Annotated in this window: 10 protein-coding genes and 2 pseudogenes; 6 read left to right on the top strand and 6 right to left on the bottom strand. The window is 36.8% G+C overall.

Going from position 1 to position 13,744, the window contains the following annotated elements; genetic code table 11:
* Nucleotides 1-1,120: pseudogene (locus tag PCY71_RS14420) on the bottom strand (hypothetical protein); the annotation flags it as partial.
* A 179-nt stretch (nt 1,121-1,299) separates the two neighbouring features.
* Between PCY71_RS14420 and PCY71_RS14415 the strand changes: the two are divergent.
* Nucleotides 1,300-1,374 (top strand): annotated as a pseudogene (locus tag PCY71_RS14415) (IS3 family transposase); the annotation flags it as partial.
* A gap of 57 nt (nt 1,375-1,431) precedes the next feature.
* Here PCY71_RS14415 and PCY71_RS14410 read toward each other — a convergent pair.
* The 4 genes from PCY71_RS14410 to PCY71_RS14395 form a co-directional block, all read right to left on the bottom strand.
* The gene (locus PCY71_RS14410; protein WP_039677814.1) at nt 1,432-2,136 is read right to left on the bottom strand and encodes a CTP--phosphocholine cytidylyltransferase; all 705 of its coding nucleotides are present in this window, start codon (nt 2,134-2,136) and stop codon (nt 1,432-1,434) included.
* Nucleotides 2,137-2,171: 35 nt separating this feature from the next.
* Entirely contained in the window at nt 2,172-3,095 is a 924-nt protein-coding gene (locus tag PCY71_RS14405) for a DMT family transporter (RefSeq protein ID WP_006270512.1), read from the bottom strand.
* On the bottom strand, nt 3,079-4,953 hold the full coding sequence (locus tag PCY71_RS14400; RefSeq protein WP_006270515.1) for an NTP transferase domain-containing protein: 1,875 nt from the start codon (nt 4,951-4,953) through the stop codon (nt 3,079-3,081). The genes PCY71_RS14405 and PCY71_RS14400 overlap by 17 nt, the downstream gene beginning before the upstream one ends.
* 214 nt (nt 4,954-5,167) lie before the next feature.
* The gene (locus PCY71_RS14395; protein ID WP_037566115.1) at nt 5,168-5,704 is read right to left on the bottom strand and encodes a histidine phosphatase family protein; all 537 of its coding nucleotides are present in this window, start codon (nt 5,702-5,704) and stop codon (nt 5,168-5,170) included.
* Nucleotides 5,705-5,872: 168 nt separating this feature from the next.
* Between PCY71_RS14395 and PCY71_RS14390 the strand changes: the two genes are divergently transcribed.
* The 3 genes from PCY71_RS14390 (at nt 5,873) to PCY71_RS14380 (ending at nt 10,234) form a co-directional block, all read left to right on the top strand.
* The gene (locus PCY71_RS14390; RefSeq protein ID WP_301412804.1) at nt 5,873-8,416 is read left to right on the top strand and encodes a fibronectin-binding SSURE repeat-containing protein; all 2,544 of its coding nucleotides are present in this window, start codon (nt 5,873-5,875) and stop codon (nt 8,414-8,416) included.
* Nucleotides 8,417-8,514: 98 nt separating this feature from the next.
* Nucleotides 8,515-9,201, top strand: a complete 687-nt coding sequence (locus PCY71_RS14385) for a response regulator transcription factor (RefSeq protein ID WP_006270478.1) — start codon at nt 8,515-8,517, stop codon at nt 9,199-9,201.
* A gap of 1 nt (nt 9,202) precedes the next feature.
* Nucleotides 9,203-10,234, top strand: a complete 1,032-nt coding sequence (locus PCY71_RS14380; RefSeq protein ID WP_006270476.1) for a cell wall metabolism sensor histidine kinase WalK — start codon at nt 9,203-9,205, stop codon at nt 10,232-10,234.
* Between the two features lie 61 nt (nt 10,235-10,295).
* Here PCY71_RS14380 and PCY71_RS14375 read toward each other — a convergent pair whose 3' ends face one another.
* Nucleotides 10,296-11,051: a MurR/RpiR family transcriptional regulator gene (locus PCY71_RS14375; protein ID WP_003034801.1), complete on the bottom strand. Its 756-nt coding sequence runs from the start codon at nt 11,049-11,051 to the stop codon at nt 10,296-10,298.
* Nucleotides 11,052-11,213: 162 nt separating this feature from the next.
* Between PCY71_RS14375 and PCY71_RS14370 the strand changes: the two genes are divergently transcribed.
* Nucleotides 11,214-12,908, top strand: coding sequence for a PTS transporter subunit EIIC (locus PCY71_RS14370; protein ID WP_219123604.1), 1,695 nt, complete (start codon nt 11,214-11,216; stop codon nt 12,906-12,908).
* A gap of 2 nt (nt 12,909-12,910) precedes the next feature.
* Complete coding sequence (locus tag PCY71_RS14365) at nt 12,911-13,678, top strand: Cof-type HAD-IIB family hydrolase (protein ID WP_301412803.1); 768 nt, start codon at nt 12,911-12,913, stop codon at nt 13,676-13,678.
* The last annotated feature ends 66 nt before the right edge of the window (nt 13,679-13,744 follow it).

The raw sequence follows: 13,744 nt of genomic DNA, 5'->3' as shown, positions 1-13,744 counted from the left end.
AGAACCAATCGCCTTTGGCATCTTTATGCCAGCCAGGTTTATGAGCGTCTTTCACCCATTTACCATCAGCTCCTACATAGTATTTTCCATTGTCAACCCAAGAGTTTCTCGCCATTTTTCCATCTTGACCAACCCAATAGGTATTGTTAATCCATTGGTTTTTCGCTAGAGTGCCATCAGCTTTGTAGTAGAACCAATCACCTTTAGCGTCCTGTCCCCAACTATTCTTTTTTCCTTGAATATTGAAAACGAGTTTGACAGTAGTATTTTCGGTAACTTTATTTTTTTTCGGTAATCTTAGTGTAATTGGAACAGTGTAGTTTCCTACTTTTTTAGGAGAGCCGGTTATTTTGGTTGTTTGATCACTGTCAGGTTTAGTAACTGTCAATCCTGCGGGTAACTGTTTCCGAACTTGTTCCCAGTCGATTTGAACATCTTTTCCATAACCTACATAGACTGAGAAGTCTTTCCCTTGCTTAATATTGAAAACTTTTTGTTGATTTTCCTTTAAAATGGAAAGGGGTTCTATAAGATTACCATCCTTGATTAATAGAGTAGGTTTTTTATTAAGATAGGTATCATAGGCGGCATCGTCTGGAGAGACTATGGTTTTGCCACTTACTTCTTTCCCCGTTTTATCAGTATAATAATAGTGAGGAGTTGTTGTAGGGGTAGTGTAACTCACTTCTTGATATTTTGTACCGTCCTTATTTGTTTTTATTTCGATTTTATAAGGGGTACGCTCACTATCTCCGATATTTAGACCACCTAGATCAGTAAGAAAAAAGTGAAAATCTTTAGTTCCTGCATCATATCCATAAGAGCGTAACAATTTTTTGGATAGGATATCATCTTTCATATTTTTTAAAATTTCAGAGATATAATTTTGCTCTAATTCTCCTTTGAATTTTGTTCTATAAGTAAATAAAGGCTTTCCAGACTTAACTTCATCTTCTGTTTTCCAAACTTTGATAGTGATATCTTTATTTATATTGTTCTGTTTATGTTGTACCAACTCTGCAGTATTTGGAGATGTGATTGCTGATGCAGGAGTCGCTGACATTAAAAATGCCAAACTGACTCCACCAATAATAAGTGTAGCTTTTTTCATTTTAGACATAGTAATATTTCCTTTAAATTTATAATATAATTTATTATATCATGTGTTTCAATTTGTTTTTTGTATTTCTTGTAAGTTATATGTAAAAATTATATTTAACTAAGAAGAGAATTTTTAATCAAATCTATAGTTGTTTGGTAAAGAGGATGCGTTTAGATGATGACTATTATTTTAAGGCTGATTCTTACAATCACAAGCGAATCAAAACAAAATTAAAAGGATTGAGTCCTGTTCAATACAAAACCAAATCCTTTCAACAATTATTTTGGAGTCAGCACACAGTTTTCTGCTTCTTTTTCTGTAAGAATTCGTTATTTATCACTTTGATATTGGGAGTATCCTAATACATTATGTAGATGTTGCAAATCTTCTAGACTATCAATTTCAAAAATACTGTTATGGGAAATAGATTGGATTTTAACGTTTAAGTTAGGGAGCTGATCTAGAACGATATTATCCCAATAAATATCTGCATAATTTCCTAACTCAAATTTTTTTTCAATTGCTTTTTGTAATAAAGCACCATCTGTAGAATTCCAATAGGAAACTCCGCACATAATAGGTCCTTCTCCATCTTCAATAGTGATATCTGTCACAAAAGAATCACTATTGGTGTGAAGAACCCATTCTTGCTTAAAATTTGTTTTATAAGCAGAAAAATAAGTAGAAGTTTCTAGATTGTTTGACAAAAAATTATCAACTAAATAATTATCGGCATCAATAACATAAGTATTTGATAGATACTGTTTGACTAAATACATTGTATAAAAATTGTTATAAATAGCATATTTGTCATTATGTACTAAAGTTACTTGATATTTATCTTTTAAAAATTCAAATTTTTCGGCTAAGTGACCTGTAACAATAATAATTTCATCTATGCCTTTTTCTCGTAAGAAATGGATTTGTCGTTCAATCAAGGTTTCGTTTCCTATCTTGATTAAAGATTTGGGAGTCGTTAGAGTAATTGGTCGGAGACGAGTTCCCATGCCAGCAGCTAAAATAATAGCTCTCATAATAACCTACTTTCTGATTTATACAATGTTATGGTTCACTCTTTTGAGATGAAAAGAGTACCGATGATAATCATGATACTACATAAAATCAACTTTATGTCAAAATGTCCACCAATTAGTAAGATACTAAAAATAATAGCCCAGATGGAGTAGGTGACATTCATTCCTGTTGCTTTGACGGGTCCGATTGTATCAATAGCTTGATAGTAGAAAAGGTAGGATGTAGTACCGATAAGCGCTAAAGCGATGATAGCAAAAGTAATAGGACGACTTAATACGCTGTAAAAATTAAACAAAGCATGTCCTTCAAAAACGATAAAGAAAAAGTAAACGATACTGGATACCCATTGCCGTATGAACAGTGCTTCTTTTGGAGTAATATCATCTTTCATACCATAGGCGCAAATAACGCTTTCTGATGCCCAACCGCCAGCACAAATACAGGCCGCGATGAACCCCCAAACTGCTTGTTCATTTAAAGAGTTAAGCTGAGAATATCCTAATATACTGATAGCTAGTACAGATAGAAGCAGTCCTATCCACCCTTTTTTGGTTAAATAATCCTTTAAAAATAGAGCTCCTAAAACGGCAGCTACAACTGGATATAGAGCGGAGATACTTGCAGTATATCCAGCTCCAATTGTATCAATGGCATATAAATAAGCACGCATGCCAATAGGACCGCCAAATAAAGCAGCAAACATTACAAATAAAGCACTTTTGAGTTTGAATTTTGAAATAGTCGTTCGTAGTTCACCTTTTATACCCTGCAAAAGTGTTAAATATAAAGCAGAAAATAGATCATGGAAAAAAGCTAGAAGTAACGATGCAGCCACTAAACGTTTGTCAACCAATGAAAATGGAACGGCGAGTAACACCCATCCATTAAAGGCTGTATCTGCTCCCCATAGTAGTCCCGATAATAAACCACTGAAAATTCCTTTACGATAAGAGTTCATGATAATCCTCTCTTTTTTCTTGATACAAGGTCATATTTTTCCAAGCGCGCTCCAGACGGTCTTTTCCATAACTACCAAAGTTATCACCTCTACTTTCTTTAAAAATTGTCCAAGCTGACCAGACAAAATCAGAACAAATTTTATAAGCAAGAACTTTTAATTCAATCAGTGGAGGAAGTTCTTTGGTTTGATAGTAAGTTTCTAGTAACTGTTGCTCCTGAGCATTTGTAAAATTACATTCAATACTATGGTTCGCTAAGTCCCATACAGGGTCATTCATTCCAGAGTATTCCCAGTCAATTAAAAAAGTTTTTCCTTGATTATCTTTAACAAAATTTTCTGGTACAGTATCAATATGGCATGGTTTTTTTTCAATTCCCATTTTTAATAAATCTTTTTCCAAGGATAAAACGAGAGGTCGTAAGACCTGGTATCCTTCATAATAAGTGGCAGCCATTTCATCTGCTAAATGCTCATATTTTTCAATTTCTCTAAATACATTAAATTCATTACTGAACTCTAAACCAGAATGATGTAGTTTTCTCAGTAAATTAGTTGTTAATTCCATATTTTTAGGATAAGCCGCTGTTACTGGATTCAGTGTTTCTGCACCTGTGATAAATTGACTAATTTTAGTTCCTGTTTCAGCATCAAAATAAGTTGTCTCGACATCAAGTCCCAAAATTTGAGCAATGATGCTGTTTTCTTTTTCAGCTGTACGATCAATAAAGCGATCAGTCCCATTTCCAGCAATTCGGACGATAAAGGATTGTCCATTTAGAATGACCTTATAATTTTTATTGGTCATGCCACCGGCACTTTCTAATAAATCAATATCTTTATCTGTAACATCTAGTTTATCTTTTATGAACGTGCGAACAGTATCAATTTCTAATCGTTTTTCTTTTTGAAGAATGCGTGGGTAAATGATTTGTGTGACAGATTTTATCTGTGATTGATCGTCAATTTCTCCCCAGATAAAATCATCTACGCGGACATATCCTAAACGATAATCTCTAGCAACATCCATCATGATATACTCATAATTAACAAGAGGATTTTCATTTTTTGAAAAAATAGTTAACATTTTTTCAAAAAAAGGAAAAGAGAATTTAGACATTCCAATCATCTCTCCATCAATATGATTAAATTGATGGATATCTTTGCTTATCTTAGAAATTTGTTCTCCTTGAATTTCAACCATAGCTTCATCATAATTTTCTCGGACACTAGTAATTAAAACACTGCTAGTATCGTTAGAATGAAGAAGTCGTGTCAAGCCACGTTCTTCAAATACTAGATCTCCTTCAATCAGTAAAAAATCATCATTTATAAAGGATTTTGCTTTTGCTAAAGAGGCCATTGTTCCGGTCGTTTTAAATTGTTGATTAACAACTATGTGTATCTGAGGATATTTTTTTTCAATCGGAATTAGCATTTCTTTGGCAAAACCTACAACTAATACGATATTGGTAATACCTGATGAAATCAATAATTGAATACTTCTATCTAAAATGGTTTCATTATCTAGAGGTAGTAATCCAACAGGAATATTAATTTCTTGTGCTTGTCCAGCTAATAGGATGACAGCATTCGTGATAACTTTTTTATCATTGCTCAATGAAATTTTTTTTTGCTGTTCTTCTCTTAAGAAACGTTCCAATAGCTGTAAGCCAGCTTCAGTCAAATGATAAATATTCTTTTTTCTCTTTTCGATTAACAAGTAGTTTTCTTCTTCTAATAATTTAAGGATATTGTTAATTTTTCCCAGAGAAATATTAGTTTTATCTGATATTTCTCGTTGAGACAAGTATCTATTTTGATTGAGTTCGTATAAAACAGTAAACAAGTCATTCATGGCGCACTCCTTTGTTCATTTTTTGAACAATTATATTGTAATCTTATTTTAAACTTTTGTCAATACTTTTATTAATTTGGAAAAAATATACCAGAAAGCAGTGGTGAAAGAATATATTTGTAAAATAAAAATTCTTAAATCCTTTTTATCTGATTTAAGAATTTCACTAGTAAAAACATGTAATTATTTATAGAAAATAAAATAGGCTTAAATTTCATTGCAAGTAAATTTTATCATCCTTCAATACTAAAACAGCCGGCATAGGCAGTTGTTTCCAAAAGTTATAATTGATGGTATCATCAAAATAGTTGAGTAGGATACAAACCAGATTTCCGTGTGAGCTAATGATAATGTGTTCGTTTTGATGCAGTTTTTCTAAGTCTTGTAGAAAAGACAGGACTCGTTTTTGAGCTGTGAGATTGGATTCACCGCCCGGTAGAGAAATAGCAGGATTTTTCCAAAGTTGTTTCAGAGTAGCTTCAAATGCTTGGTCGGAAATACTTTGACTGCTTAATTTTCGTTCAATCAGGCGTTTGTCCAGCTGAATAGAAAGTCCCAATGTTTGAGCCAAAGGCTCAACGGTTTCAATTGCCCGCTTGTAGGGGCTGGAATAAATAGCAGAAATAGGTTTGCTTTCTAACATGTTTAATTGCGAAAGAGAAGCTTGTCCTTTTTGTGATAAAGGACGACTCCATTCGTCGGGGCTATAAATAGAATGTGCATGGCGGATTAAGTAATATGTGTTTTTCATAAATAATATTGTATCAAAAAAGAAATGTTGTTGATAGTTCATTATTTTTTTAACATAATGAAATAATAACTCCTATTTAAGAAAAATTTTAACTTTTCCTTACGGATGGTTAATAGGGGCTTGGTATACTTTAGTCAACCATTAAAAATAAATTAAAGGAGTAATAATATGGTTGCCAAAAATCATCGTCCAAATCATGAAAGATATACCAAATGGTCTATTCGCCGCCTGAGTGTGGGTGTAGCTTCGGTTGTTGTGGCAAGCGGATTCTTTATTCTCATTAGTAATCCTGTAAATGCACAAGTTGGTTCGCAAAACAAGGTGGTGACAACAACCCCTTCAAATAGTTCGACAGATTTGCAAAAGCCGATAGTAGATGCTAATACAAAGCAAACTAAAAAAGCAACGGCTGGAAAGCAAGCAACGCCAGATACAACGAAGCCTTCACAAGAATTAGCTGGAAAAACAAATCAAGCACCAGATAAGAAAGTTCAAGAAAAGCAAGAAGTTACAAAAGAAAACAAAGTTGGCAAAACGATTGCAGAGGCTGCTAAGGAAATTCAAAAAGCAACTGAAAAAGTAGTAAAAGAAGCTACTTCAAAGGAAGAGAAGGATTCTTCATTGGATCAAGCGAAAAAATCAGTTTTAGATAATATTAAAAGTAATATCAATGTTCCTGCCTCTTACCTTGATAATGCTACTTATCCAGGACCTTTTACAGCAGGTGTGAACCAAGTAATTCCGTATGAACTTTTTGGTGGAGATGGGATGTTAACACGTCTTCTACTCAAATCCTCAAATGGAGCACCATGGTCAGATAATGGCACAGCAAATCATGCAGGCTTGCCTCCTTTTGCTAACATTCCGAAGGGTAAGTATTTTTATCAGGTATCACTTGGAGGAAATGCAGCAGGCAAGCAAAATAAAGAATTGTTGGATCAATTGAAAGCGAACGGTACACAAAGTTACACCGCTACCGTAACAGTTTATGGTTCAAAAGATGGTAAAGTTGACTTGAGCAATGTGATTGCGACTCGTCAAGTGACGATTAACCTTAATAGTTTGAAATCTAAAGCAGATCCTTCATTAGAACAAGCGAAGAAATCTATTTCAGAAAATATTAAAGAAAGTACGGATGTCCCAGCGTCCTTCTTACAAAATGCGAACCATCCTGGTCCATTTACAGCTGGAGTGAATGAAGTGATTCCGTATGAACTCTTTGGTGGTGATGGGATGCTAACGCGTCTTCTACTCAAATCCTCAAATGGAGCGCCATGGTCAGATAATGGCACAGCAAATCATGCAGGCTTGCCTCCGTTTGCAGGCATTCCAAAGGGCAAATATTTCTACCAAGTTTCATTGGATGGCAATGCAGCAGGCAAACAAGGTAGGGCACTTTTAGACCAACTGAAGGCCAACGGCACTCATACTTACACTGCGACTGTTAAGGTTTACGGTGCAACCAAAGATGGCAAGGCTGATTTGAACAATGTGATTGCGACTCGTCAAGTAAAATTGAACTTAAATGGCACAACAACAGCGGACCAAATTAAGAAATCCGTCTTAGAAAACATTAAAGAAAATACAGATGTCCCAGCTTCCTTCTTACAGAATGCGAACCATCCTGGTCCATTTACAGCTGGTGTGAATGAAGTGATTCCGTATGAACTCTTTGGTGGTGATGGCATGTTGACTCGTCTTCTGCTCAAATCATCAAACGGAGCACCATGGTCAGATAATGGCTCAGCGAATCATCCAGGTCTATTGCCACTAGCAGGCTTAGGCAAAGGCCAATATTTCTACCAAGTTTCATTGGACGGTAATGCAGCAGGCAAACAAGGCAAAGCACTTTTAGATCAACTAAAAGCCAACGGAACTCATACTTATACTGCAACTGTTAAAGTTTACGGTGCAAAAGATGGCAAGGCTGATTTGAACAATGTAATTGCGACTCGTCAAGTAAAATTGAACTTAAATGGCACAACAACAGCGGACCAAATTAAGAAATCCGTCTTAGAAAACATTAAAGAAAGTACAGATGTTCCAGCTTCCTTCTTACAGAATGCGAACCATCCTGGTCCATTTACAGCCGGTGTCAACCAAGTGATTCCGTATGAACTCTTTGGTGGTGATGGCATGTTGACTCGTCTTCTGCTCAAATCATCAAACGGAGCATCATGGTCAGATAATGGCACAGCGAAGCATCCAGGTCTATTGCCACTGGCGGGCTTAGGCAAAGGCCAATATTTCTACCAAGTTTCATTGGACGGTAATGCAGCAGGTAAACAAGACAAAGCTCTGTTAGAACAGTTAAAAGCCAATGGAACACATTCGTATAAAGCAACTGTTACAGTCTATGGTGCAAAAGATGGCAAAGCTGACTTAAGCAATGTCATTGCAACCAAATCTGTCACAATTAACCTAAAAGGTGAAAAGAAAGCAGAAGCTAAGCCAGAAAAATCACAACCAGGTCAAAATGGTCAAACACACGACCAGGGCAAAAAAGCAGAACATGATGGAAACGAGCATTCAAATAAAGGCGGAACACCTTCTGCGACATCTTCAAAAGGTGGACAAGCTAGGGCAAGTAAAAAATCGCTTCCTAATACAGGTCAAAAATCTTCTCTTGGTTTGACAGTTCTAGGGCTTCTTGGATTAAGCTCAGCAGCTATTCTAGCACTTGTCGGAATGAAACGCAGAGAAAAGAAATAAGCCTCACACTTTGTGAGCGATAATGCTTGAATCAAGTATAGGAATAGTGTTATACTTTTTCATGGTATAACACTATTTTTCACAGTAGAGGTAAGGATATGACAAAGAGAATTTTGTTAGTAGATGATGAAGTAGAGATTACCGAGATTAACAAGCGTTATTTAACACAGGCAGGTTATGAAGTCAATGTGGCGCATGATGGACAAGAAGCTTTAGAGTTGTTTCAGAAATATTCAATTGATTTGATAATTACAGATATTATGATGCCTAATATGGATGGCTATGATCTGATTGGGGAAATACAATATCTTGCTCCAGACCAGCCTTTCCTTTTTATTACAGCTAAAACATCTGAGCCAGATAAGATTTATTCTCTCAGTATGGGCGCGGATGATTTTATTACCAAGCCTTTTAGTCCGCGGGAATTGGTTTTACGAGTCAATAATATCCTACGTCGCATTCACCGTAGTGCGGGAGCAGATGAAAAACTCCAACTAGGAGATTTAGAGATAAATTATGAAACACGCAAAGTGACAGTTCACGGACAACTATTGATAATGACCCTTAAATCGTTTGAACTACTATGGATTCTTGCTAGTAATCCTCAGCGTGTATTTTCAAAGACAGAATTATACGAAAAAGTTTGGCGAGAAGATTTTGTGGATGACACCAATACGCTAAACGTACACATTCATGCTCTGCGGCAGGATTTAGCTAAGTTCAGTACTGAAAAAACGCCCACGATTAAGACCGTCTGGGGTTTAGGGTATAAGATAGAGGTTTAAAATGAAATTAAAACACTTTATTATTGTGGGATACCTCATTTCCACAACGATCACGGTTGTTGCAATCATCTGGTCTGTCAACACCATGCTGATTTCAAAAAGTGATATTTATTTTATTATTGGTATTAGCATTCTGGCTAGTATTACAGGGGCATTGGTTAGCCTTTTGCTGTTGAGCCGTGTCTTTCTCTCTTTGGATAAATTAAAACAGCTCATAAAAGGAATTTCTGACAAGAAGTTTGCAACAGTAAATGATATAAAAAATCCAACTGAATTTAAAGAGCTGGCAGATGCCTTTAATAATATGTCAAGACACTTGCAAAGTACCTTTACTTCGTTGGAAGAAAGTGAGAAGGAAAAGGGTTTGATGATTGCACAACTATCGCATGATATCAAGACTCCTTTAACTTCCATTCAGGCAAGCGTGGAAGGAATGCTAGACGGTGTGATTGCAGCAGATGAGCAGCGACATTATCTAAAAACTATCAGTCGCCAGACTGATCGCTTGAATAAACTAGTGGAAGAATTGAGTTTCATTACCCTGAATACAATGAATCAGCCAAATGCGCCGCTTGAAAAAGAAGAGATTTTTCTGGATAAGCTACTGATTGATATTATGTCAGAATTTCAGCTGGCTATTGATAAAGAGGAGAGAGATATTCAAATTTCTGTGCAGCCAGCATCGGCAAAGATCATTAGCAACTATGACAAGTTATCACGAATTATTCTCAATCTTGTCAGCAATGCCTTTAAGTATTCAGAGGCAGGAACAAAGTTAAGTATTGATGCAGTTGTCGAAAGTCAGCGTTTGACTGTCAGTGTTACGGATGAAGGACAGGGCATCAAACCAGAAGATTTAGACAAGATTTTCAGGCGCCTTTATCGAGTGGAAAGCTCGCGCAATATGAAAACAGGCGGGCACGGTCTAGGGCTTTATATCGCACGTGAATTGGCACGCCAATTGGGTGGTGATATTTTCGTGCAAAGTGAGTATGGACAAGGTAGTAGTTTTTCGCTTGTATTAGATTTATAAAATGAAAATGAGATAGACTAGAAAAATGAACATTTCCGGTTTATCTCACTCTTTGTTTTTATTAGTTTGTTTGTTGCTCAGCTAGAATGACTTCAAAGAGAAGATTTCCAACTAAATTGAACATTAAACGCGAACGTAATTTTTCGCGTTTTTTTGGTGCATCATAGACAAAAATCATATGATCGCTGATTTTAGCGAGAAGATGGTTTCCTAAAGTGGTGATTGTAAGAACAGTTGCCCCTTGTTCTTTTGCCTGTAAGATACTGTGGTTGACGTCTTTATTGCTGCCACCGAGTGAAAAGACGATAATCACATCTTTTGGTGTAGCAATGTCTTTAATCCGGTCAATGCTGTATTGCTCAAAGTAATCATTGGACCAAATATTGATAAGTTTGAGTTTTCGGTTAAAATCACTCATAGGCATGTAACTAGATCCTACTCCGATGCAGAAGATCCTTCTAGCTGAAAGAATTTTAGCCGCAAAAATCTGAAAATCTTGTTCAGACAAGATGGATACGGTGTGTTCAAATTCGACTTGTACCTGTTCTTTTAATTGCTCAAAAGAAGTTCGTTCAGACTTGGCTTGCTCTTTTTTTAGTTCTTTTGATAAGCGTAAATCATAGCGTAATTCATTATAAGTTTGATAGCCTAATTTTTTACAAGCACGAATGACAGTGGAAGAGGAAATAAAAAGTTCGTTTGCAATGGTCTTTAATGTGATTGTCTCTACTTCTTTCTGACGCATGAGGTAGTCAATGACTTCCTGCTCATTTACAGACAATCGATCATAGTGTTGTTTTAAATTTTTTAGAAACATAAAGCCTCTTTTCTAAAACCTTGTTTTTAGAAAAACGTTTTCTACTTAGTAAAATTTTACCGAAATAGTCAAAATTATGCAAGATAGAAACTTCTTTCTAAAAAAACGTTTTCGCGTTTATTTTTGTTAAAATGAAAACAGAAAAATACAAGGAGCAAAAAAATGAAAGAGAAGAATAAATTTATCTCTGCCTTTGAGCAATTTGGACGCTCATTCTTACTCCCTGTTTCGGTACTGCCCGGTGCAGGGATTATTCAAGGTATTGGTACAGCTTTTACCAATGAAAACACACTCAAGATGTTCCCATTTTTGAACAATGCAGTTTTTCAATTTGTCATGAAATTTTTCATTGCGCTTGGTGGTACAGCTTTTAGCAACTTACCTGTTATTTTTGCAGTCGGAGTTTCAGTTGGTCTTGCAAAACGGGAAAAAGGGTCGGCAGCTTTATCTGGTTTGTTAGGTTTTCTTGTTTTGCACAATGTTTTGAATTTCTTGTTGAAAATCAGTGGAAGGCTAGTCAATACTGCTAACTTATCAAGCGGTGCAGCCAAACTTGCCCTGTCAAATGCCATGCAGACAAAGGTTCTAGGAATTCAAACCATGGACCTCAGTGTGTTTGGAGGGATTATCGTTGGGGTTTCTGTTTACTTCATTCACAAATGGGCTGTGAAACAAGAATTGCCAACCATGATTGGTTTCTTCAGTGGACCTCGTTTCGTACCAATTGTCACTATGGTGGCGATGTCCTTTGTAGCCGTTGCAATCTTCTTTATTTGGCCGACTATTCAAGCAGGCATTAGCGCAGTGTCTATCCTCGTTTTGAAGTCAGGCCCGATTGGCACTTTCTTATATGGATTGATTGAGCGGGCTCTCTTGCCGTTTGGTTTGCACCATGGTCTCAACTGGCCGGTCCGTACGACAGAGCTTGGTGGCTCATGGACAATTGGTGGGAACCATGTCGTTGGTACGGTCAATGCCTACCTTGCTTCTTTAGCGGATTCTTCAATCAAGTCTATTGACCCATCTATTACGCGTTTCAATGGTGGTAAGTTTGTTTACTTCATGTTCGGTCTTTCTGGTGCTGCTTATGCTATGTACAAGACAGCTTCTCCAGAAAAACGTAAAGTAGCAGGTTCGCTTCTCTTTGCAGCAGCCGGAACTTCATTCTTGACTGGTATTACAGAGCCAATCGAATTTACTTTCCTTTTTGTGGCACCAATGCTTTACGCTGTGCACGCTGTTTTGGCAGGTTCTGCTTTGTTTGTTATGCACATGCTGGGTGCTGGTGTAGCAACTCCTACTGGACATGGTTTCATTAACCTTGTAATCTACGGTGTGTTGCAAGGACCTAAAACGCACTGGTGGCTCGTCTTCTTAGTAGGTATCCCTTATTTCTTCCTTTATTACTATGTCTTTAAATTTATGATTTTGAAATTCAACTTTAAGACTCCAGGTCGAGAAGATACGGATGAAGTCAAATTGGCAAGTAAGCAAGAAGCGCGTGGTAAATATGGCTTGAAGATTCAAAATGTCGGTCAAGCAGCTCCACAGGATACAACACCTACTCCAGAAAAATCTGAAGGGAAAGAACTTAGCAAGCAAGAAAAAACGCACCAACAGGCTCTCGGTTTGATTGCAGCCCACGGTGGTCCGGAAAATATTGTTGATGTCAATGCTTGTATCACTCGTTTGCGGATTGATGTCAAGGACAAATCATTAGTGGATAAGGATACGATTGTCAACCAATATGAAGCACTTGGTTTTGCTGAAAATGGCATGCAAATGCAATCTATCTATGGCGCTTATGCCAATGTTCTCAAAATGGAAATCCAAGACATTCTAGGTTTAGAGGAATAGCCATGGCACATAAGATTTTATGTGTAACAGATTTAGACGGAACTTTTGTGAAAAATTCTGTTGATGTTAATTCAGTAGACTGGCAAGCTTATCAAAAGTTGACACGTTACAGTGACTTCGCTATTGCTACGGGTCGTTCTGTCAAGGAAATCAACTACATTACGCAACGTAATCAGCTTCATTTAAGCTATGCAATCGGCTTTAACGGCGCCATGATTGCTGAAAATGGGAATATATTATTTTCTCAAAAGTTGGCATCAGCAGATGTACAGGCCTTGTTAGACTACCTCAAAAAAGAAAAACTCGTTTTTGATGCACTTGATGGCGAAGAGAGAATTGGCAACTTTGACCATGAGGACAATCGGCGTTTGTGGAATATGCCCATTCTTTGCTTGGAAAATCCTTATGATCTGGTTCGGCAACGTCAGATTTACAAGTTTAACATTCGTCCAGAAGCAGCGAAAACGTCTGTCTATGTAAAAGAATTAAAAGAACATTTCCCCCACTTAGAAGTCTATCAATCAGGGAGCACTCGGATAGAAGTGACTGCGAAAGATGTTTCAAAAGGTAGTGGTTTACAGCTTTTGAAAAAGCATTATCAACTAGTTGTGGCATTTGGCGACTCTGGAAATGACATCTCGATGTTTGAAAAATCCGATATTTCCTATTGCATGGCACATGCCCCAGCCACTGTTCAAGCGGCTGCCACCTACATAGTCGACAGTTTCGCAGACGCCGTCAAGCATTTGGAGGGATTGCTGAGCTTATAAGTTTAGGATTTAAAATAAAAAAACAAAAGCAGACTAGAACTGATTTACTGTCAGTCTAGCCTGCTT

It is taken from the genome of Streptococcus sp. SN3, assembly GCF_030439905.1.
This window is presented reverse-complemented; position numbering and strand designations above follow the sequence as displayed.